The organism is Deinococcus sp. HSC-46F16 (assembly GCF_024171495.1).
Classification (GTDB): Bacteria; Deinococcota; Deinococci; order Deinococcales; family Deinococcaceae; genus Deinococcus.
Genome location: NZ_JALJZW010000003.1, coordinates 274,217 through 293,990, shown reverse-complemented (window position 1 = coordinate 293,990; position 19,774 = coordinate 274,217). Strand labels below are relative to the sequence as shown.

At 72.1% G+C, this 19,774-nt stretch carries 19 protein-coding genes; 2 read left to right on the top strand and 17 right to left on the bottom strand.

The window, feature by feature from the left end:
• The first annotated feature begins 155 nt into the window (after window positions 1–155).
• Both L1280_RS08860 and L1280_RS08855 read left to right on the top strand, forming a co-directional pair.
• Window positions 156–839 carry a response regulator gene (locus tag L1280_RS08860; protein ID WP_253581752.1) on the top strand — a complete coding sequence of 228 codons (684 nt, stop codon included), beginning with the start codon at window positions 156–158 and terminating at the stop codon, window positions 837–839.
• Window positions 836–2,116 (top strand): ATP-binding protein, encoded by a 1,281-nt coding sequence (locus tag L1280_RS08855; RefSeq protein ID WP_253581750.1) that lies wholly within the window; start codon window positions 836–838, stop codon window positions 2,114–2,116. Before L1280_RS08860 ends, L1280_RS08855 begins: the two co-directional genes overlap by 4 nt.
• 322 nt (window positions 2,117–2,438) lie before the next feature.
• Here the strand turns inward: L1280_RS08855 and L1280_RS08850 are convergent, their stop codons facing one another.
• The 17 genes from L1280_RS08850 to L1280_RS08770 form a co-directional block, all read right to left on the bottom strand.
• The gene (locus L1280_RS08850; RefSeq protein WP_253581748.1) at window positions 2,439–3,242 is read right to left on the bottom strand and encodes an ABC transporter ATP-binding protein; all 804 of its coding nucleotides are present in this window, start codon (window positions 3,240–3,242) and stop codon (window positions 2,439–2,441) included.
• Entirely contained in the window at window positions 3,239–4,270 is a 1,032-nt protein-coding gene (locus tag L1280_RS08845; RefSeq protein ID WP_253581747.1) for an iron chelate uptake ABC transporter family permease subunit, read from the bottom strand. The genes L1280_RS08850 and L1280_RS08845 overlap by 4 nt, the downstream gene beginning before the upstream one ends.
• Before the next feature lie 3 nt (window positions 4,271–4,273).
• On the bottom strand, window positions 4,274–5,278 hold the full coding sequence (locus L1280_RS08840) for a FecCD family ABC transporter permease (protein ID WP_371922900.1): 1,005 nt from the start codon (window positions 5,276–5,278) through the stop codon (window positions 4,274–4,276).
• Entirely contained in the window at window positions 5,272–6,198 is a 927-nt protein-coding gene (locus L1280_RS08835) for a sucrase ferredoxin (protein ID WP_253581746.1), read from the bottom strand. Before L1280_RS08835 ends, L1280_RS08840 begins: the two co-directional genes overlap by 7 nt.
• Window positions 6,195–6,578 carry a hypothetical protein gene (locus L1280_RS08830; RefSeq protein ID WP_253581745.1) on the bottom strand — a complete coding sequence of 128 codons (384 nt, stop codon included), beginning with the start codon at window positions 6,576–6,578 and terminating at the stop codon, window positions 6,195–6,197. Before L1280_RS08830 ends, L1280_RS08835 begins: the two co-directional genes overlap by 4 nt.
• A complete protein-coding gene (locus L1280_RS08825; RefSeq protein ID WP_253581743.1) occupies window positions 6,575–7,531 on the bottom strand; it encodes an iron-siderophore ABC transporter substrate-binding protein in 957 nt (318 codons plus the stop codon). The genes L1280_RS08830 and L1280_RS08825 overlap by 4 nt, the downstream gene beginning before the upstream one ends.
• 375 nt (window positions 7,532–7,906) lie before the next feature.
• Entirely contained in the window at window positions 7,907–8,983 is a 1,077-nt protein-coding gene (locus L1280_RS08820; RefSeq protein WP_253581742.1) for a [LysW]-lysine hydrolase, read from the bottom strand.
• A complete protein-coding gene (locus tag L1280_RS08815) occupies window positions 8,980–10,146 on the bottom strand; it encodes an aspartate aminotransferase family protein (protein ID WP_253581741.1) in 1,167 nt (388 codons plus the stop codon). The genes L1280_RS08820 and L1280_RS08815 overlap by 4 nt, the downstream gene beginning before the upstream one ends.
• A complete protein-coding gene (locus L1280_RS08810; protein WP_253581740.1) occupies window positions 10,143–10,979 on the bottom strand; it encodes a [LysW]-aminoadipate kinase in 837 nt (278 codons plus the stop codon). The genes L1280_RS08815 and L1280_RS08810 overlap by 4 nt, the downstream gene beginning before the upstream one ends.
• A gap of 23 nt (window positions 10,980–11,002) precedes the next feature.
• On the bottom strand, window positions 11,003–12,034 hold the full coding sequence (argC, locus tag L1280_RS08805; protein WP_253581739.1) for an N-acetyl-gamma-glutamyl-phosphate reductase: 1,032 nt from the start codon (window positions 12,032–12,034) through the stop codon (window positions 11,003–11,005).
• Window positions 12,031–12,912 carry a lysine biosynthesis protein LysX gene (lysX, locus tag L1280_RS08800; protein ID WP_253581738.1) on the bottom strand — a complete coding sequence of 294 codons (882 nt, stop codon included), beginning with the start codon at window positions 12,910–12,912 and terminating at the stop codon, window positions 12,031–12,033. Before lysX ends, argC begins: the two co-directional genes overlap by 4 nt.
• Window positions 12,909–13,070: an alpha-aminoadipate/glutamate carrier protein LysW gene (locus L1280_RS08795; RefSeq protein WP_104992533.1), complete on the bottom strand. Its 162-nt coding sequence runs from the start codon at window positions 13,068–13,070 to the stop codon at window positions 12,909–12,911. The genes lysX and L1280_RS08795 overlap by 4 nt, the downstream gene beginning before the upstream one ends.
• Window positions 13,071–13,097: 27 nt before the next feature.
• Window positions 13,098–13,637: a homoaconitate hydratase gene (locus L1280_RS08790; protein ID WP_253581737.1), complete on the bottom strand. Its 540-nt coding sequence runs from the start codon at window positions 13,635–13,637 to the stop codon at window positions 13,098–13,100.
• 22 nt (window positions 13,638–13,659) lie between these two features.
• Entirely contained in the window at window positions 13,660–14,934 is a 1,275-nt protein-coding gene (locus tag L1280_RS08785) for a 3-isopropylmalate dehydratase large subunit (protein WP_253581736.1), read from the bottom strand.
• 11 nt (window positions 14,935–14,945) lie between these two features.
• Complete coding sequence (gene lysS, locus L1280_RS08780; RefSeq protein ID WP_253581735.1) at window positions 14,946–16,115, bottom strand: homocitrate synthase; 1,170 nt, start codon at window positions 16,113–16,115, stop codon at window positions 14,946–14,948.
• Between the two features lie 258 nt (window positions 16,116–16,373).
• On the bottom strand, window positions 16,374–17,936 hold the full coding sequence (locus tag L1280_RS08775) for a bifunctional UDP-sugar hydrolase/5'-nucleotidase (RefSeq protein WP_253581734.1): 1,563 nt from the start codon (window positions 17,934–17,936) through the stop codon (window positions 16,374–16,376).
• Between the two features lie 109 nt (window positions 17,937–18,045).
• Window positions 18,046–19,725: a S8 family serine peptidase gene (locus L1280_RS08770; RefSeq protein WP_253581733.1), complete on the bottom strand. Its 1,680-nt coding sequence runs from the start codon at window positions 19,723–19,725 to the stop codon at window positions 18,046–18,048.
• Window positions 19,726–19,774 lie beyond the last annotated feature (49 nt).

The following is a 19,774-nucleotide window of genomic DNA, read 5'->3' as shown; positions in this document are numbered from 1 at the left end:
CGAGCCTGCAAAGAAGGCGCGCACGCCGTGTGAAGATTTGCCGAAGACCCGGCAGCCGAGAGGAGGGAAGTGCGCCCCAGGACGGCCCGGCTGCTGCGAGCATGCGCCCAGCCTCACTTCGCGGAATCTTCGCTGCCCGCCTCTACCATGACCCCATGAGCGCCCTGATCCTGATCGTGGAGGACGAGCCGCAGCTCGCAGAAGTGCTGGAGGCGTATGCGCGGCAGGAGGGCTACCGCACCGAACGGGCCGCCGACGGCCACGCCGCCCTGGCGGTCTACCGCGCCGCCCGACCGGACCTGATTCTGCTGGACATCATGCTGCCCGGCCGGAGCGGTCTGGACGTGCTGCGGTCGGTACGCACGGAAAGCACGACCCCGGTGATCCTGGTGACCGCCCGGGCGGAGGAGACCGACCAGATTGTCGGCCTGGAACTCGGAGCGGACGACTACGTGGTCAAGCCCTTTCGCCCGCGCGAGGTGATGGCGCGGGTCCGGGCCGTGCTGCGGCGCGTGACGACGGCCCTGGACGACACCGAACGTCCGCTGCGGGTGGGGGCGCTGGAGGTGGACCGCCGGGCGGCCTGCGCCCGCGTGAACGGGCAGGCCCTCGCGCTCACTCCCACCGAGTTCCGCCTGCTCGCGCACCTCGCCCAGGTACCTGGCCGCGCCTTTACCCGTGAAGAACTGCTGACGGCGGCGCTGCCGGAGAGTGACGCCCTGGAGCGGGTCGTGGACGCCCACCTCGCCAGCGTTCGGCGCAAGCTTGACGCGGCGCGGGCCGGGGAACTGCTTCACACGGTGCGCGGCGTGGGCTACCGCCTGGAGGCGAGTCCTTGACCCGGCCGCGGGCCGCCCCGCGCTGGCGGGCACCCAGCCTCGCCGTCACGCTGCTGCTCTCCATGCTGCTGGCGGTGGGGCTGGCGGTGGGAGCGATGTTTCTCTTCTCGGACCTGGCGGTGCGCCGCGAGGTGGCCCGGCTTCCCCCCGAGGTCCAGACCTACCTGCGCGAGCGCGAGCAGGCGGTGCGCCGGGGCGAGGAGCCGCCGCCGCCCCCGTCCCCCCCGGGGCGGGCCAGCGTGGCGGCCCCCTCCCCCGGCACCGGCGAGGCGGTGCTCGACCCCGGCGTGGTAGGTGGGGCGTCTGCGGGGCGGCCGCGGGGAACAGGGCTGCCCGCCGCCCTGAATCCGCGGAACCGCTCCTTTGTCCGGGACGTGCAGGGCAGCCTGGTGGAGGGGGGACTGGTCGCGGCCGGACTCGCCGCCGTGCTGAGCCTCTGGCTGGCCCGCCGGGTGGCCCGGCCCCTGGGCGCGGTCACGGCCGCGGCGACCCGGCTCGCGGCCGGGGACCTCTCGGCCCGTGCGCCCCAGCTGCCCGGTGACCGCGAGGTCGCGGAGCTGGCCCGCACCTTCAACGACATGGCGGGCAATCTGGAAATCCTGGAGCGCGAACGTCGGCAGGCCATCGCCGACATCGCCCACGAGCTCCGCACGCCTATCGCCATCATGCAGGCGCGGCTGGACGCGCTCGAGGACGGCGTCTACCCACTCGAGCCTCAGCAGGTCGCGCTGCTGAGTGCCCAGACCCAACTGCTCACCCGTCTGGTGGGCGATCTGCGGACATTGACCTTGGCCGACGCGGGGCGGCTGGGCCTCCAGCCCCTGCCGGTCGATCTGGCCGAAGTCGCCGCCCAGGTCGTGCGGGACCTGGGGGACCGGGCCGCTGCTCGGGGCATCGAGCTGCGCCTCAGCGCCCAGCCGACGCCCCTGGTGGCCGACCGTGACCGGGTGCAGCAGGTGACGGCCAACCTGGTCGACAATGCGCTGCGCCATGCCCGCCAGCGGGTCGAGCTTCAGGTGGAGCCCTGCGGTGGGCAGGCCACCCTGCACGTGGACGACGACGGCCCCGGCATTCCCGACGACCTCCGCCAGGCCGTGTTCGCCCGCTTCACGCGGCTGGATGAGAGCCGCACGCGCGACACGGGCGGCAGTGGTCTGGGCCTCGCCATCGTCCAGGCCCTCGCCGGAGCCCACGGCGGTCAGGCCCGCGCGGCGGCCTCTCCCCTGGGCGGCGCCCGTTTCAGCATCTACCTGCCCAGCGAGCCGGGGGGGCGGTAACTGCCGCCACCAAGTCCCTGCTGCTCCCTCGCCTCTCTGTGTGAAGTCGCTGAACGGCGGTCCGAGCCCGGAAGTGTCCGCTTCGGGTCTGTCTCAGGCTGACAGTCAGAAGCGTGAAGCGCCGTTTTGCCTCACCGATACGGATTTCGAATGAACAGGGATGGAACACCTGTGGATCCTGACCGGACCCGTGGAGCTGCCTCAGCAGAGGGAGCCGGAACGAGGACGGCGCAGGGGAGTGGAGGCACGGCCGCGAGGCGGACCTGGAAAGCTCCGCGGGACAGGGGGCGGGGCGGATGCTCCGGCGGCCATTTCAGCCGTCTCACCGGGTGAGCGCGTACGGGATCACGTGCGGCTTGCCGGTGTCGGGGTCTTCGAGGATGTGGGCCTTGAGGCCGAACACGTCCCGCAGCAGTTCGGCCGTCATGATGTCTTCCGGGCGGCCCTGGGCGTAGACCTGGCCCTCGCGCATGGCGATCAGGTCGTCCGAGTAGCGCACCGCTTGGTTCAGGTCGTGCAGCACCATCACGACCGTCTTGCCCTGCTCGCGGTTCAGGCGCCCGGCGAGGTGCAAGACCTCGAGTTGGTGCGACAGGTCGAGGTAGGTCGTGGGTTCGTCCAGCAGCAGGATGTCGGTCTGCTGGGCGAGGCTCATGGCAATCCAGGCCCGCTGCCGCTGCCCGCCAGAGAGGGCGTCCAGCGGGCGGCCCGCGAAGACGCGCATCCCGGTCTGGTCCAGCGCCCAGGCGACGGCCTCGCGGTCCTCCGGCCTGCGGACGGGAAAGCGGCCTTGGTGCGGGTGGCGGCCGAACCACACGAGGTCTTTCACGCTCAGCCCTTCCGGGGCGGTGGGTCCCTGGGGCAGGATGGCGAGGCGGCGGGCCACCTCCCGGCTGGGCAGGGCATGCAGCGCCTGTCCGTACAGGTGAATCTGGCCCCCGGAGGTCGGCAGCAGCCGCGCCAGCGCCCGCAGCAGGGTGCTCTTGCCGCAGCCGTTCGGGCCGATGATGGACGTGACCCGGCCCCCGGCGACACGCAGGTCGAGGTCAGGAACGATGATCTGCTGGCCGTACCCCAGGCGCAGCCCGGTGGTGGTGAGGGGTGGGTGCTCAGGGTGAGGGGTCATGGGGCAGTTCTCCGCAGAAGGTAGAGGAAATAGGGAGCGCCCACCAGCGTGGTGAAGATCCCGGCGGGGACCTCGGTGGGCGGCAGCAGGGCGCGGCCCAGGGTGTCGGCGGCCAGCACCAGCAGGGCACCCAGCAGCATGGCGACGGGAAGAAGCCGGGCATGCCGCCCCCCCACCAGCAGCCGGGCGAGGTGCGGCGCGAGCAGCCCCACGAAGCCCAGGATGCCCGCCCCCGTCACCGCTGCCGCCGCGAGGGCGACCCCGACGCCCAGGGCGGCCAGCCGGGCGGCCCCCACCCGCGTGCCCAGACTGGTTGCGAGGTCCTCGCCCAGGTTCAGCACGTCGAGCGTGCGGGCGCCCAGCAGGGCCAGGGGCAGCAGCGCAGCCGCCCAGGGCAGCAGCCGCCAGGCCCGCGCGGCGTCCGCCCCGTACACCGTGCCCGTCAGGAAACCCAGGGCGGCGCCCAGACCGTCGGGCGCCCGCACCAGCACGAGCTGCTGCGCGGCCCCCAGCGCCGCCGCGACCGCCACCCCCACCAGCGCGAGCCGGACCGGGTGGAGGTGGTTCGGGCTGGCCCCGCGCCACTCGCGGGCCAGGATCAGCACGAGTCCGAACCCCAGCCACGCGCCCGCCAGGGCGGCCCAGGGCAGCCCCCCGGCGGGCGCCTGCGGCCAGGCCAGCAGAAAGAGGGTGGCGGCCAGCCCGGCCCCGGCCCCCACCCCGATCACGTCCGGCGAGGCCAGCGGGTTGCGAATCACGCCCTGCAAGATCGCTCCCGAAGCCGCGAACATGGCGCCCGACAGCACGGCCACCGCCACGCGCGGGGTACGCAACTCCAGCACGAGTTGCCGCGTCAATTCGTCGCCCTGCCCCCGCAGCGCGGCCAGCACGTCCGCCGCCGGGGTGGGCACGGCGCCCAGGCCCAGGGCCAGCACCCCCAGCGCGAGGGTCAGCCCCAGCAGCAGCAGGGTCACCGCCAGGGTCCGGGCGGCCGAGAAGGGGGACGAAAAGGAGGAAGTCCCGCGCACCGCCTACCCCCTGCGCCCGACCCGCCGGGCCAGCGCCACGAAAAAGGGGGCGCCGGTCGCCGCCACCAGGATGCCGACGGGCGTCTCGGCCGGGCGGTCGATCAGCCGGGCCGCGACATCGGCCGCCACCAGAAAGGCCCCGCCCAGCAGCGCGGTCAGCGGCAGGCTGAGGCGGTGGTCCGGCCCCATCAGGGCGCGGGCCGCGTGCGGCACGATCAGCCCGACAAAGCCCACCGGCCCCACGACGCTGACGGCGGCGGCGGCCAGCAGGACGCCCAGACCCGTCACCAGCAGCGAGTCGCGTTCGGTGCGGGCACCCAGCCCCCGCGCCACGTCCTCGCCCAGCGCCAGCACATTCAGCCGGGGCGTGAGGAGCAGTGCCCCCCCTAGGCCCGCCAGCAGCCAGGGGCTGACCTGCGCGAGCTGCTCCCAACTCCGGCCCGCCACGCTGCCCGAGAGCGCGAAGAGGGCGCCCTGCGCCCGCTCCTCCCACAGCAGTTGCACCCCGCGCGTGATGGCCCCCGCGAGGCTGGCAATCGCCACCCCCGCCAGCGCCAGCCGCAGGGGCGTGGCCCCGACGCTGCGGGCGACCCCGTACGCCGCGAGGGCCGCGAGCGCCCCGCCCGCAAACGCCGCCGGGATAAAGGCCCAGCCGGGCGCGGCCGGAAAGAACACCACCATCACCAGGATGGCGAGCGCCCCGCCCGCCTCCACCCCCAGGATGCCGGGGTCGGCCAGCGGGTTGCGGGTCACGGCCTGAAGCATCAGTCCGGAGACGGCCAGTGCCGCCCCTGCCAGCAACGCGACCAGCGTGCGCGGCAGCCGCAGCGTGTGCACCACCAGGCTCTCGGCCGAGTCGTCCGGCGCCAGAAGGAGCGCGGCGACCTCGCGCAGGGGCACGTCGCTCGCGCCCAGCGCCAGGGACGCCAGGACACAGGCGAGGACCAGCCCCGCCGCCAGGGGCAGCCAGCCCCAGCGGGGGCGGCGGGCGGGCGGCGCAGTTACCACGTGACCTGGTACTGGGGCACGTCCGCGTGCTTCGCCTGATGGCTGCTGCCGGGCAGGTGCAGGGTGTGGCTCAGGGATACGGTGGCCTCCACCCTCCCCGCCCGGCCCCCCCAGTCGTAGGTCAGGGTGACCCGCTCGCCGTCCACCTCCGCCCGGCGGTGGGCCGTGAGCCAGTCCCAGCCGTGCCGGATCAGCAGCTCGCGGTCCACGACCTGTGCCAGCGGCGGCAGACCCGAGTAGCCGCGCAGGTGCCCCCGGACCTCGGCGGGCGAAACCTCCCGCCGCGCGACCCGCACCGCCAGCTCGGGCGTCAGGTGCGCCCACCACAGCCCGCTCGGCAGCTCGACCGCCGTCGCCGCGAAGCGGTGGCCCCCGAAATGCCCGGTGCGCCAGGTGCGAATGCCCGCCCGCTCCAGCGCGTGGTGCACTGGGACCCCGTACTTCCCGCAGGCCGCGTCCACACTCCCGTGGGTGCAGACGTGCAGGTCGGGGCCGTCCGGGGTGGGCCGCGGCTGCCAGCTCCGCAGGTTGCCGGGCTCCAGCAGGGTGTCGCGCAGGCCGGTCGCCCACTCACTCTGCGGCCGGTCGGAGGCGTAGTCCCGCCGGACGTAGCCCCCGGCGCCCAGCGTGTAGTGCCGCACCCGCAGCGACTGGCCCGCCTGCGCGGGCGCACTCATCAGCAGGCCGAAGCCCGCCCCGCTCGCCTCGACCTTGCCGCGCAGATGCCCGAAGAGGGCCTGCTGCTCCGGGGTCCAGTTCGCCACGTCGCGCAGCTCGGCCCAGGTGCGGACATCGAGTTCCAGCACCGTCACCTCGCTCCAGTGGGCCGCCGTGCCGATGGGGTCTTCCCCCTGGGCGCGGGACACGTCGGCGCAGAGGGGGAGCTTCGGGGCACGCCCGGTTATGGGTGCAGCGCTCATGGGCGGAGCAGGCGGCGGCTGAGTTCGTTCATCAGCGTGACGGCGCCCAGGGGGCCGCCGAAGGTCCAGGTTTTCTCGTTCAGGGGGTCGGCCTGCCCCGCCTTGACAAAGCCCAGGCCCTGCCACAGCGGCCGCACGCTGGACGCCGCGAACACGTTGTCCTCGCCCTGGGCGACGTACAGGAAGGTCCGCGCCTTCAGTGCCGAGAGGGGCTCGGGGCTGACCTCGGTCAAGCCGTAGGGCTCCGGCCGCGCCGTCCAAGCGTTGACCAGCCCCGCCTGGGTCAGCAGTTCGCTCACCATGCTGTTGGAGGTAAAGAGCCGCATGGTGGGCGCCCCGCCCCGCGCGGTGAACGCCTGCGCGAAGACGGGACGCCTCACTTGGTTTTCTCCAGAATCAGGCGGGTCAGCTCATTGCTGTTGCGCACGCTGACGAGGGGACCGCTGTAGGGGCTGAAGTCCTCCGGGACATAGACGACGCTCTGGGCCTTGAGCCGCTGGCCGACGGGCGTCTTCAGAAAGGCGTCGGCACCGTTGTACTTGCCGCCGGGGGGAAAGAGGACCACCAGCGTCTTGCGGTCCAGGCCCAGCAGCGCCTCGTCGCTGATCTGGGAGCCGACGCCCAGCGAGCCTTCCTTGGCCTTCAGGCCGTCCTTGAAGCCCAGCGCCCGCAGGTCGGGAATCAGCCGCACATCGGTGTACAGCCAGTTGCTGCCCCCGGCGAACGGCGCGATCACCACGACCTTGCTGTACTTCTTGAATACCCCCGCCGCCAGCAGCTTGCGGGCGTTGGCGCGGTGGGTGTCCGCGACCTGCTTGATGACGCGTTCGGCCTCCGCCTGCTTCCCAAAGACTTTGGCGAGGTCGCGCAGGCCCTTTTGCCAAAAGCCGCTGCCCGCCTCTTGGTAGCCCACGGTGGGGGCCACCCGGCTGAGCTTGTCGTAGTTCTGGTTGCCGTCCCAGGTCAGCCGCACGATCAGGTCGGGCTTCAGCGCCGTGATGGTCTCCAGATTGGGGGCCTGCCAGTCGCCGACATAGGCCGGGTTCTTCAGGTTGACCCGCCCGTAAAAGCCGCGCTTCAGCACGTCACTCTTGATCCGGCCCCCGCTGAGGTCGGTGGGGGAGAAGTAGGTGCTGCCCAGCCCCACCACCCGGTCGCTGACCCCAAGCGCGGCCAGCCAGCCCAGCGCTTCCTCGTCCATGGCGATGATCCGCCCCGGATTTTTCTTGACGGTCGCCGTGCCCTCGTCGTGTTTGATGGTCAGGGTCTGGGCCTGGGCCACCGACAGGGCGGCACTCAGGCCGAGGCACAGCAGCGGGAGCATCTTGGACATGCAGGAAGCATGGAGTAATCCGACCAGATTAGTCAAGTTAGGCTCACGGTCTTCGCCCGGCGGGAGGCTCTCCTCTCCCGCTGGGTACGGTGGCCGGGAAAGGAGTTCCCCTGTCGGCGCTCTGCCGGTTCGAGAATGGCTTGGACGGCAGCCGTATCTGCCCCTGTTGCCAAAAGGCCCCACCGAGGAGGCCAGGAGATGCTGTTCTCGTCTTGGGACGACTTCGCCGCCCACCCTCCTCTGCTTCGCAGCTCCGCGAGTCTTAGCCCTCGCGGTGCGAGCTGCACCAGTCCCCACAAGAGGGGAGGGACGGAAAGCCCGTGTCATCGGGTGGGTAGGAGATCAATTCCGACCTTTGAACTTTGAAACACGCTCTCAGCCGTGCACCTCGGCCAGCACCGCCCCGAGCACGTCCACCGCCCGCCTGTATTCCTCGAGACTTAGCCGTTCGTGCGGCGTGTGGTCGAGCGCCGCGTCGCCCGGCCCGTAGGCCACCACCGGGCAGCCCCACACTGGACCAACCACATTGAGGTCGGCGGTGCCCGTCTTGAGCACCAGTCCCGGCTGCTCCCCCTGCGCCCGGATTGCGCGGGTGAAGGTGCGGACCAGCGGCGAGGTCCGGTCGGTCTGAAAGGCGGGGCACTCGCCCAGGACCTCCAGCGAGAGGTCGGGGAGGTCGGCGGCCAGTCCCCGCAGCCCCTCCAGCACGGGGCCGGGCGGGTGCGCGGGGGGCAGGCGCAGGTGCAGTTCCGCGACCGCCGTCTCGGTCAGGCCGTCGCTGGCCGTATTGAGGTGCAGCAGGGTGGGCTGAAGCTGGTCGAAGGCGCGGGGTGCATGCCCGGTGAGGTCGGCAGCCCACGCCCCCACCCGCTGCCAGAAAGCCACCATCGCCTCCGCCGCCGTCTGCCGCTGGTGGGCGGAGTGGCCGCAGGGCACTGAGAGCCGCGCCCGCAGCCGCAGCGATCCCTTGTATCCCAGCGTGACCCGCCGCCAGTCGCTGGGCTCGCCCACGATGCAGCAGTCGGGCGCGTACTCGGTCAGGGCGTGGTGTGCCCCCCTGCTGGACGACGCTTCTTCCTCCACGCAGCCCACGACGACGATCTGGCCGCGCAGGTCGCCCCGCCGGGCCACCCGCGCCGCTGCGCTCACGAAGGCGGCGAGCGCTCCCTTGGCATCCACCGCGCCCCGGCCGTGCAGCACGCCGCCCTCCACCCGCACCGGAAGGTCGCCGGGCACGGTGTCGATGTGGCCCAGCAGGACGGTCTGCGGTGAGCCGGTTCCTAGCACGCCCACCGCATTGCCCGCCGCGTCCACGTGGGCGCTCAGGCCCAGCCGGGTCATCTGCTCCACCAGCCAAGTCACCGCCTCTCCCTCCTCCTCCGACACGCTGGGAATGGCGACGAGGCCATACACAAGGGCTTCCTCGGTGGTGAGGACGGGGGCGACGGTCATGCCAGCACCTCGTCCACCGCCCGCACGACCTGTTCCAGTTCGGCGTCCGAGATCACCAGCGGGGGCAGCAGCCGAAGCACGCTCGGCCCGGCGGGCAGGGCGAGGACGCCGCGCTCCTGAAGGGCGGCGAGGTGGGGGGCCACCCGGTCGCGCAATTCCAGCCCGACCATCAACCCCAGCCCGCGCACCTCGCGGATGCGGCGGTGCGGCAGCGCCCGCAGCCGGTCCAGCAGCCACTCACCCTTGCGGGCCGCCTCGGCGGGCAGGTTCTCGTCACGCATCACGGCCAGCACCGCCCGCGCCGCCGCGCACGCCAGCGGATTGCCGCCGAAGGTCGAGCCGTGGGTGCCCGGCGCCATCTGCCCCACACGCGGCCCCAGGGCCACTGCCCCCATGGGCACGCCGCCCGCGATGGCCTTGCCGAGAATCAGGAGGTCGGGTTCCAGCCCACTGTGCTCGCAGGCGAACAGCCGCCCGGTGCGCCCGAAGCCGGTCTGCACCTCGTCGATCAGCAGCAGGGCACCGCGCTCCCGGCACAGCCGCTCGGCTCCCCGCAGGAACTCGTCGGAGGCGGGCCGCACGCCGCCCTCGCCCTGCACGACCTCCAGCAGGACGGCGGCGGTCTGGTCGGTGATCGCTGCCTCCAAAGCGGCGAGATTGCCGTAGGGGACGTGCCCGAACTCCGGCACCAGCGGCGCGAAGGGTTCGCGGTAGTGGGCCTCCCAGGTCGCGCTGAGTGCCCCCAGCGTGCGCCCGTGAAAGCCGCGCATCGCCGCGACGACGCCGGGCCGCCCGGTGCTCGCGCGGGCGAACTTGATCGCGGCCTCGACCGCCTCCGCGCCGGAGTTGCACAGAAAGATGCGGTCCAGCCCGGCGAGCAGCACCCCCGCGAGTTCGGACAGATACGCCGCCCGCACGTCGTTGTAGACGGCTTCCTGGCAGGTGACCAGCGTGGCGGCCTGCGCCTGCACGGCGGCGACGACGCGGGGATGGCTGTGCCCCACGTTCGCCACCCCCTGCCCGGAAGCGCAGTCGAGGTACGTCCGGCCCGCGTCGTCCCAGAGGGTCGCGCCCTGCCCGCGCACCAGCGTGAGGGGCCGCTTGGCATACACGCCCGTCCCGTGCCGCGCCTCCAGCGTGCGGGGGTCCAGGGTGGCGGTCATGCGGGCACCCTTCCGGCGAGCGGAGCGCCCAGCACGGTGCCGCGTCCGGCGAGCGCGTCCCCCACGGGCGTGGCCCGGCGACCATCCCCGATCACGACCGTGGGCACGCCCGCCGCGAGGGCCTCGCCCGCTCCCAGCACCTTGCGCTTCATCCGGCCCTGCGCCCAGCCCAGCGCCTCCTCCACCCCGTGGGCCGGGACATGCCCGACCAAGCTCCCCTCGTCGGGGTAAGAGCGCAGCAGCCCGGCCACGTTGCTGAGCAGCAGCAGCGTCCCCGCTCCGACCGCCCCGGCGACGGCGGCGGCGGCCCGGTCCCCGTCCACGTTGAGGAGTTCGCCCCGGTCACTGATCGCCAGCGGCGCGACGACGGGGAGGTATCCAGCCTCCAGCAGCAGGTGCAGCAGCTCGCCATTTGCCGCCGTCACTGTGCCCGTCCAGTCGTCGCGCACGAGCCGCACCCGGCCCCCCTCCACACTGCGCTGCACCTCCTTGCGCCGTGCCCGCAGCAGGCGGCCATCTGCCCCGCTGAGGCCCAGCGCATTCACGCCGAGGCCCTGCAAGGTTTCGACCAGCAGGCGGTTCACGCGGGCGGTCGCCATCGCAAAGATCTCCAGCGTGCGGCGGTCGGTGTAGCGGCTCACGTGGCCGGAGGGAGCGGTCAGCGTGCGCGAGGGGTGGCCCAGCGCGGCGGCCAGCGCGTCCGTCTCGGCCGAGCCACCGTGAACGACGACGAGCGGGCGGCCCGAGCGCCACTGCGCGGAGAGGTCGTGGCACAGCGCCTGCTGGTCCACGCCTTCGGCGCCGCCGATCTTGATGACGAGGGGGGAAGTCACGTAAGTCAGGTCTCCTTGTGAGGTCATACCGGATGCAGCCCGATCAGCCGCAGCCCGGTCTGTTCCGGCCAGCCGTGCGTCAGGTTGAGGGCCTGCACCGCCGTGCCCGCCGCCCCCTTCATCAGGTTGTCGATGGCGCAGAGGGCGACGACGCGGCCCGTGCGGGGGTCCACGCTCCAGCCCACGTCCGTTAGGTTGGTCCCCGCCAGAATCTTGGGCTCGGGGTGGCGGTAGTTGCCGCCCTTCTCGTGGACGATGCGGACAAAGGGCTCGGCGCCGTAGGCCGCGCGGTACGCCTTCCAGAGCTGGCGGTCCTCCAGCGGCTCGCGCAGCCAGGCGTGAACGGTCGCCAGTGCCCCACGCACGAGTTCCACCGACGTGACCGACAGCTCGGCGTCCACCCCCAGCACCTGCCGCACCTCGGCGGTGTGGCGGTGCCCGGTGGGGGCGAAGGAGCGCACGACGTGGGAGCGCTCGGGGTGGTGGCTCGACTCGCTGGCCCGGTCGCCGCCCTCCGAGGAGCCGACCTTCACGTCGGCGATGATGGGCCGCGCGGGGTCCAGCAGCCCAGCCCGCACCAGTGGCAGCAGCGCGAGGTTCACGGCGGTCGCGTTGCAGCCCACGCCGGAAACGTACCGCGCCTCGCGGATGGCCTCCCGATTCGCTTCCGGCAGCCCGTAGGCGAAGCGCCCCAGCCACTGGGGAGCCGGGTGCTCGCGCCCGTACCACTCGCGGTAGGCATCCGCGTCGTCCAGCCGGAAGTCGGCCGAGCAGTCGATCAGGCGGGGAGCCAGGGTGCAGAGGTGCTCAATCTGCTCCGCCGCGTACCCGTGCGGCAGGGCCGTGAACAGCACGTCGCAGGGGGTCAACTCCGCGAGCGGCACGAAGCGCAGGTCGGTCCACCCACGCAGGTTGGGGTGGGTGGCCGCCACGTACTGCCCGGCCCGGCGCTCGGACGTGACGGCCACGACTTCCACCTCCGGATGCCACAGCAGCAGGCGCAGCAACTCGCCGCCCACGTAGCCCGACCCGCCCGCGATGGCGACGCGAATCATGCCACCGCCTCCGGCGTGGGGGCCGCCGCCCTTGCCTGGGCCAGCAGGTAGTCGATCATCGCGCCGGGAATGTCCACCCCGGTCGTGTCGATGGAGTTGCGGAACTCCATCGTGTGGTTGACCTCGTTGACAAGCAGTTCGCCGTCCGCCGTCTCCAAGAGGTCCACGGCCAGGATGCCGCCGCCCACCGCCCGCGCCGCCCGCAGGGCGAGGTCACCCACGCCGCCCGTCAGCGGGCAATTCGACGCCAGCCCGCCCCGCGCCGTGTTCGTGATCCAGTGGCTAGAGGTGCGGTAGATCGCCGCGATGGGCTCGTCCCCCACCACGAAGGCGCGGATGTCACGGCCCGGCTTGCGGACATGCTCCTGCACGTAGTAGATGTGCTGCTGCCACGAGCCCAGGACCTGCAAGTGCTCCAGCACGGCCTCCGCCGCGTCGCGGTCGTTCACGCGGGACACCAGGCGGCCCCACGAGCCCACCACGGGCTTGAGCACCACCGGGTACCCCAGCCGCTCGATCGCCTCCAGCGCGGCCTCCGGCGTGAAGGCGATCAGGGTGCGGGGAGTGGGCACGCCGGCCACCTCCAGCGCCTGGGTCGTGCGGAACTTGTCCCCGCACGTCTCCACGACCGCCGCCGGGTTCACGCAGCGCACCCCCCGCGCCTCCAGCGCCCGCAGGGTGTAGAGGGTCCGCCCGTAGGAGATGGACCGCTCCAGCACGGCATCGAAAGGAAACTCGCGCTCGCGCAGGTCGAACACGAGGTCGCCGTCGTCAATGCGGGTGTAGGGCACCCGGCGGCGGTCCAGTTCCGAGAGCAGCAGCTTCTCCTCCGCGCGGACGCGCGACACGAGGACGCCGAGGCGGGGGGTCACGGTCACTCGCCCCAGTCCTCTTCGACCGAGGGCGCGAGCGCGAGTTCGACCGGCGACACCGACAGCACCTCCAACTCGGCGCCGCAGTCGGGGCAGGGAATGATCTCGCCTTCGATCACGTCAGGGGCGATGGTGAGGGGGGCGTCGCATTCGGGGCAGGTCATGGGGAACTCCTTGGGGGTCGGGAGGGGTTAAAGGGTCGAGGGCACGCCGGGAAAGCGGCCGTGGGCGCGGTAGTAGGGCACGATGCCGCCCGCCTGCCAGACCTCGCGCATCCAGGCGGGGGGCTGGGGCAGCCGAAGCTCGCCGCGCCCCGTGTACAGCACGGCCGTTTCCAGGTCGAGGTAAACCCGCTCGCCGTCCTCCAGCTCGGTCAGGTCGGCCTCGAAAACGGGGATGCCGAGGTTCAGGGCGTTCCGGAAGAAGATGCGGGCGAAGCTCGGAGCGATGATCGCGCCGACCTCCACGAGCTTCAGCGCTTGCGGAGCGTACTCGCGCGACGACCCGCAGCCGAAATTGTTGCCCGCGATGATCAGGTCGCCGGGCTGCACGGTGGGCGCAAACTCGGGCCGCGCCTCGATGAAGGGGGCCTTGCGCAGCTCCGCCTCCGAGGTCATGTAGGGGGCGAAGCGTCCTGGCACGATCTGGTCGGTGTTCACGTCGGCGCCGAAGCGCCAGACGCGGGCGGTCAGGCTGGGGGAGGTCTGGGTCGGGGGAGCGGTCAGGGTCATGGCAGGGCCTCCGGAAAGGGAATCAGGCGGAAAGGGGCGCCAGGGTGCGGGGATCGGTGAGGTACCCCGTCACGGCGGTGGCGGCGGCCACCTCCGGCGAGCCGAGGTAGATCTGGGCTTCCGGGCTGCCCATCCGGCCCCGGAAGTTGCGGTTGCCGGTAAAGAGGCACACGTCGCCGGGAGCCAGCACACCCATGTGCCGCCCGATGCACGCGCCGCAGCCCGGCGTGCCGATGGCCGCGCCCGCCTCCAGCAGCACGCTGAGGGTGCCGTCCTCCGCCGCCTGCGCCAATGCCTGCGACGACGCGGGCACCACGATCAGCCGCACCCCCCGCGCCACCCGCCGCCCGCGCAGGATGCGGGCCGCCGCCGCCATGTCCTCGTGGCGCCCGTTGGTGCAGGTGCCCAGGTACACGACATTCACGGCGATGGGGTCCCCGCCCGCCACCTCGTCCAGGTCGGTCACGTTGTCCACGAAGCTGGGGGCGGCGACTTGCGGCTCCAGGGCGCCGAGGTCGATCTCCAGCACCCGGCGGTAGCTCGCGCCGGGCTGCACGCCGAACCACTCCGGCACGTCGTACTCGGCCAGCGCCGGACCCGTGGGTGCCACGATCCCGGCCTTGGCGCCGACCTCCACCGCCATGCTCGTCAGGGTGGTGCGCTCGCCCAGGGTGAAGGCATCGAAGCCGTGGTATTCAATGGCCTCGTAGGTCGCGCCGTCGGCCCGCAGCTCGCGGGCGATGTGGAGGGCCACGTCCTTGGCCGAGACGCCGGGGCGCAGTTCCCCACGGGCGCGGATCAGCACCGTCTCCGGCACCCGCAGCCACGTCTGCCCGGTCGCCAGCGCGAGCGCGATGTCGGTCGCGCCCATCCCGGTCCCGAAGGCCCCCGCCGCTCCGTACGCCGTCGAGTGCGAGTCCGAGCCGACGACCAGCATGCCGGGCCGCGCCAGCCGCTCCTCCAGGATCACCTGATGGCAGATGCCCCGGCCCGTCTCGAAGAAGTGGGGGAGGTCCTGCTCCAGCGCCCAGCGCCGCACCCCGTCCTGGGCGGTCGCGGTCTGGATGGTGGCGGCGGGCGCGACGTGGTCGATGGCGACGGCCACCCGCTCGCGGTCCCACACGCCCGCGGCGCCCAGCTCCCCGGTCAGGATGCGAATCACGGCGGGCGCGATGGAGTCGTGCACCATGGCGAGGTCCACCGCGCAGGTGACGACCTCGCCCGCGTAGGCGTGCTGCCCACAGGCGTGCGAGAGAATCTGTTCGGCGAGGGTTTGAGGTTGAGAGGTCAGGGTCATGGGAAGTCCTTTCAGGCGTTCGAGACGAGGGCGGCGGGCACGGGCAGCGTCCCGGCAAAGGCGAGAATCAGCGCGTCCAGCTCGGCATTCCCCAGCGCCCCGGCGTCGGCGGCGGCCTTGACCTCGGCGGTCAGGCGGCGCAGGTCGGTGGGGGAGAGGTGGACGCCCAGCCCGGCGGCGCGGTGGGCGACGGCGTGGCGCCCGGTGAGGCGGCTCCCGCTCAGCAGGTGCCGCTCGCGCCCGAACACGCCGGGGTCCAGTGCCTCATACGCCCGTGGCTCGCGCAGCACCGCGTTGGTGTGCAGCCCGGCCTTGTGGGTAAAGGCCGTCTCGCCCGTGATGCAGGCGTTGAAGGGAATGTTCACGCCCACCATCTCCGCGACCAGCGCGTCGAGGGCGGGGAGCGCCGCGAGGTCGTAGGCGTCTACCAGCGCCGGGTCCGAGAGGTACAGCCGGGCGATCAGCCCCGAGAGCGGCGCGATCCCGTTGCGCTCGCCGATGCCCAGCACGGTCACGTTCAGGTGGGTGGCCCCCGCCTCGAACGCGGCGGCGGCGTTGGCGACCGCGCAGCCGCCGTCGTTGTGCCCGTGGAATTCGATGTCGCAGCGCACCGCCGCCCGCACGGTGCCCACCAGCCGCTCCACCTCGCGCGGGGTGGCAACCCCCACCGTGTCGGCCACGCCCACCCGGTCCACTCCGCAGGCGTCCACGGCGGTGTAGACCCGCAGCAGGTCGGCCGTCTCGGTGCGGAAGGCGTCCTCGCACGAGAAGCGCACCTCCACCCCCGCCCCCTGCGCGAGTCGGATGGCCGTGAGCGCCTCGGCCAGCAGCGCCTCCACGCCCCGCCCGTGGCTGGCCTCCCGCAGCACGGCCGAGGTGCCGAACAGCAGGTTCACCCCGTCCACACCGCAGTCCAGCGCCCGGCGCACGTCGTCCTCGTGACAGCGGACGTGGGTGACCACGCGGGCATTCAGCCCCAGCCCCACCAGCGCCCGCAGGTCGCGCTCGCTGCCCGGCGAGGCCACGGGCGAGGTGTGTTCGAGGTACTCCACCCCGAAGGCGTCGAGGGCGCGGGCCAGCCGCAACTTCTGCTCGGAGCTGAAGTGCGCGGCGGCGAACTGCTCACCTTCCCGCAGGGTGGTGTCCACGATCAGGGGGCGGCGAGGTGGGGCTGGGGTCATGTCTCTCTCCGGGGATAGGGGGGATGGGGGAGGGGCCAAAACAAGCCCCGCCTGCTCGGGTCAGGCGGGGCACGCGTCTCACGACAGCACTCACCTCACCCAGGGGGCGCGGTGGGTTTTTTGCTGGCGGTCGCAAGGGCGGTCATGCATTGAAGCTTACAAGCGAATGATAGAGGTGTCAACAGATTTACATTTGATAACCACATCCATGAAAAAAGGGCGTACCCGCAGGCACGCCCCCTCTGACCGGTTCTTCCCTTACTTCGGCTCGTTCACCAGCACGATGCGGCCTTCCGGCTGCGCGTCGATGGTGGGGTTGGCCTTGAAGTAGTTCACCAGAATGTCGATGTCGAGGGTGCCGGTATCCAGGCGGCGGCCCTTCGCACCCTTGAAGACGTCGAACCCGTCGCCACCGTTGGCGGTGAAGGTGTTCATGGCGACCGTGTAGGTCTGCGTGTCGCTCAGCGGCTGGCCGTTCAGGGTCACCGAGGTGACGCGGCTTCCGGCGGGCCTGGACAGGTCGAAGGTGTAGCTCATGCCCTTGGACACGTGCAGGAACTGGCCCTTGTTCTCGCTCCAGGTCGCCACGCCGTGCTCCAGCGCCCGTTTGATCTCGGCGCCCGTGAGGTCGAGGATCGTCAGCGTGTTGCCGAAGGGCTGCACGGTGATCGCTTCCTCGAAGGTGATCGGCCCCGCGTCGATGGAGGAGCGCACGCCGCCGCCGTTCACGAAGGCGATCTGCGCCCCGGCCCGCTGTCCGGCGGCGAGCGCCGCGTCGGCCAGCACGTTCGCCATGCCGCTCTCGCGCTTGCGGACGATCTCGCGGGCACCGTTCAGGCCACGGGTGGTCGTGCCCACGACCTGACGGCGCAGGTTGGCGATCGGCACGCTGAGCGTTTCGATCATGCGCTTGGCGGTGGGGTCCTCGGCGACCGCCGCCGACACCACGATGGGGTTGCCCTCGTAGCTGTCCACCGCACCCGCGTCGTTGAAGGTCACCTTCAGGCGCCCCAGCACCTTGCCCCACTCCCAGGCGGCGACGAGCAGGGTGCGGTTGCCGTCGGGGTTGGCAACGACCGTGGGGTAGGGGCCTTCGGGGGTCGGGAAGTCCTTGTTGTCGAAGGTGCCCAGCAGGGTGTGCGAGTGCCCGCCCACGATCACGTCGATGCCGGGCACCGTCTTGGCGACCTGCTGCTCGACCGTGTAGCCCAGGTGCGACACCAGCACGATCTTGTTGATGCCCTGGGCCTGCAAAGCCTTGACGCTGTTGTTCAGGCTGCCCATCAGTTCCAGCATCTTCACGTTCGGGCCGGGCGAGCTGATCAGCGGCAGGTCGGGCGTCACGGCGCCGATCACACCCACCCGGTCGCCGCCCACGCTCAGGACCGCGTAGGGCTTGATCAGGTCGCGCAGCAGCGGCTCGGCGCTGAGGTCGAGGTTGGAGGCCAGCAGCGGGAACTGCGCTTTCTGCGCGAAGCGGGCCAGCGCCTCGGGGCCGTTGTCGAACTCGTGGTTGCCCACGGCCATGGCCTGATAGCCCTGGTAATTCATGAACAGCACGTCGGCGAGGCCCTGGTAGACGTTGTAAAACAGCGTGCCCTGGAAGGTGTCGCCGCCCGAGAGGACCAGCGGGTTCACGTCCTGCGCGGCGTACTGCTTGATCAGGGTGGTCTGGCGGGCGTAGCCGCCGTAGGTGCCTTCCCCGATCTTGACCGGGTCGAGGTGCCCGTGCAGGTCGTCGGTGTGGAGGATGGTAACGGTGAGGGGCGCGGCCGTGGCGACGGAGCCCAGCAGCGCGGCGGTCAGGAACCAGCGTTTCATAACGGGTTCATGATAGGCGCAAGCGGGCGCCGCCGGGTGATGGCGGGGTCAGCCCGGCGGGGCGGGGCGGCGGCTCCAAGTGTGGGTCGGCCGCCCCGTCCCCTCCCGCTCAGCGCTGGGTCTGGATGTCGACGCCGCTGAGGTTGCCGCTGACCTGCACGCTGCGCGTTCCCGCGGCCGTCTCATTCGGGTTATTCAGCGTGACGCGGGCGGTCAGGGTGTAGCTTCCCGCCGCGAGGCCGTTCAGGCTGTAGTTGATCGCCCGCTGCCCCTGCGACAGCGTGCCCGTGAAGGTCTTGGTCGTCACGGCGCTGCCGCCGCGCCGCGCCTCCACGACGAGGGTGTACGCCCGGTTGGTGGGGGCAGTCGTGAGCCGCTCGGCCTGGGCGACGGCGCCCGCTACGTCCAGAATCCGCTGCCCATTCGCCTGCCGGGCGCCCGCCGTGAGGGCCTGCCGCACCTGCGCCGCCGTCAGGTTGGGAAACGCGCCGCGCAGCAGGGAAGCCGCGCCGCTCACCTGCGGGGCCGCCTCACTGGTCCCGGCCCGCAGGGTGTACCGCCCCAGCGCGACGGTCGTCAACGTAAGGATGTCATAGTCGCTGGTGACGTAGCAGTTCGGTCCGCCCGTGCCCGCATTGCCCCCCGGCGCCACGAGGTCGAGTGCCTTTTGCCCCGCGACCGGGCGGGCGCTGTAGCAGGCGAGGCTGTCGTCGCGCCCGATGGCCCCCACCGCGAGGACGTTGGGATCGCTGGCAGGGTAATAGAGCCCCTGATTCGGCGTGTTGCCCGCCGCCGCGACGACCACCACATCGGCCCCGGCCGCCGCCGCGAGCGCCTGCGCGATGGCGGGATCAGTCTGTGCGGGCTGCCCGTTCTCTCCCGCGAACCCCAGACTCAGGTTGATGACCCGCGCTCCCTGCGCCACCGCGTAGTTCAGGCCCGCCGTCAGGCTGGCGCTGGTGGCCCCGGAGATGCGTCCGTCGGTCCCGAAGACCTTCACCGGAAGCACCGTGCCGCCCCAAGTCAGCGCGGCGATGCCCTGACCGTTGTTGGTGTTCGCGGCGATGATCCCCGCCGAACTCGTGCCGTGCCCCACGTCGCCCGCCGTGACCTCGGCGGGGTCGTCGTCGGTGCCCTGACAGGTGTCGTTCACCAGCCGCGAGCAGAAGTCGCGCCCCGGACGCAGCCGCCCGGCCAACTCGGGATGGCTGCGGTCCACCCCGGTGTCCAGCACGGCCGTCAGGACGCCCGACTTGGGTTGGCCCAGAGCCTCCAGACGGTTCCAGCCTTCCAACGCCCGGATGCGGGTGAGGTAGTCCTGATCGTAAAGGTACGGACGGCCCGGCACCGCCAGCCCCTCGTTGGCCGGGAATCCGGGGTCGTTGGGCACCGCCAGCGGGCGGTAGATCAGGTTGGGCTGCACCTCCAGCCCCGCCGCCACGAGCCTCTGCGCGAACGCCTCGTCGCGCTCACCTGCCGGGGTCGTCGCCCGGCTGAGGTCAGTGCCCGGCACCGCTTGAAGGGTGACGCCCGACAGCACGGAAAGGGCCTGTGCCCCCAGCTCCCCTTCCCGCGCGTCCCGGACCAGTACCTCGCCGGGGACGTGCGGCAGCGCCCAGAGGGCCTCCAACTCACCCTGCGTCAGCGACGCCGCGCCCGCTCCCGGCAGCAGCACCTGCCCACTGACCGAGTAGGTCGGCGTTCCCGGCGAGGGAGCAGGTGACGGAGCGGGTCCCCCGCAGCCGACGAGCAGGGCACCCAGCAACGCGGAACCGATCAGCTTTTGCATGCTCCCAGTGTGCGCCCGGTGAGAAGCCGCCGGATGACGCGGGCGTGAA

Bases quoted from the DNA above. Each gene is read 5' to 3' on its own strand.
- L1280_RS08860 (WP_253581752.1), top strand. From the start codon at position 156: ATGAGCGCCCTGATCCTGATCGTGGAGGACGAGCCGCAGCTCGCAGAA.
- L1280_RS08850 (WP_253581748.1), bottom strand. From the start codon at position 3,242: ATGACCCCTCACCCTGAGCACCCACCCCTCACCACCACCGGGCTGCGC.
- L1280_RS08835 (WP_253581746.1), bottom strand. From the start codon at position 6,198: ATGAGCGCTGCACCCATAACCGGGCGTGCCCCGAAGCTCCCCCTCTGC.
- L1280_RS08825 (WP_253581743.1), bottom strand. From the start codon at position 7,531: ATGTCCAAGATGCTCCCGCTGCTGTGCCTCGGCCTGAGTGCCGCCCTG.
- L1280_RS08820 (WP_253581742.1), bottom strand. From the start codon at position 8,983: ATGACCGTCGCCCCCGTCCTCACCACCGAGGAAGCCCTTGTGTATGGC.
- L1280_RS08815 (WP_253581741.1), bottom strand. From the start codon at position 10,146: ATGACCGCCACCCTGGACCCCCGCACGCTGGAGGCGCGGCACGGGACG.
- argC (WP_253581739.1), bottom strand. From the start codon at position 12,034: ATGATTCGCGTCGCCATCGCGGGCGGGTCGGGCTACGTGGGCGGCGAG.
- L1280_RS08795 (WP_104992533.1), bottom strand. From the start codon at position 13,070: ATGACCTGCCCCGAATGCGACGCCCCCCTCACCATCGCCCCTGACGTG.
- L1280_RS08790 (WP_253581737.1), bottom strand. From the start codon at position 13,637: ATGACCCTGACCGCTCCCCCGACCCAGACCTCCCCCAGCCTGACCGCC.
- L1280_RS08785 (WP_253581736.1), bottom strand. From the start codon at position 14,934: ATGACCCTGACCTCTCAACCTCAAACCCTCGCCGAACAGATTCTCTCG.
- lysS (WP_253581735.1), bottom strand. From the start codon at position 16,115: ATGACCCCAGCCCCACCTCGCCGCCCCCTGATCGTGGACACCACCCTG.
- L1280_RS08775 (WP_253581734.1), bottom strand. From the start codon at position 17,936: ATGAAACGCTGGTTCCTGACCGCCGCGCTGCTGGGCTCCGTCGCCACG.
- L1280_RS08770 (WP_253581733.1), bottom strand. From the start codon at position 19,725: ATGCAAAAGCTGATCGGTTCCGCGTTGCTGGGTGCCCTGCTCGTCGGC.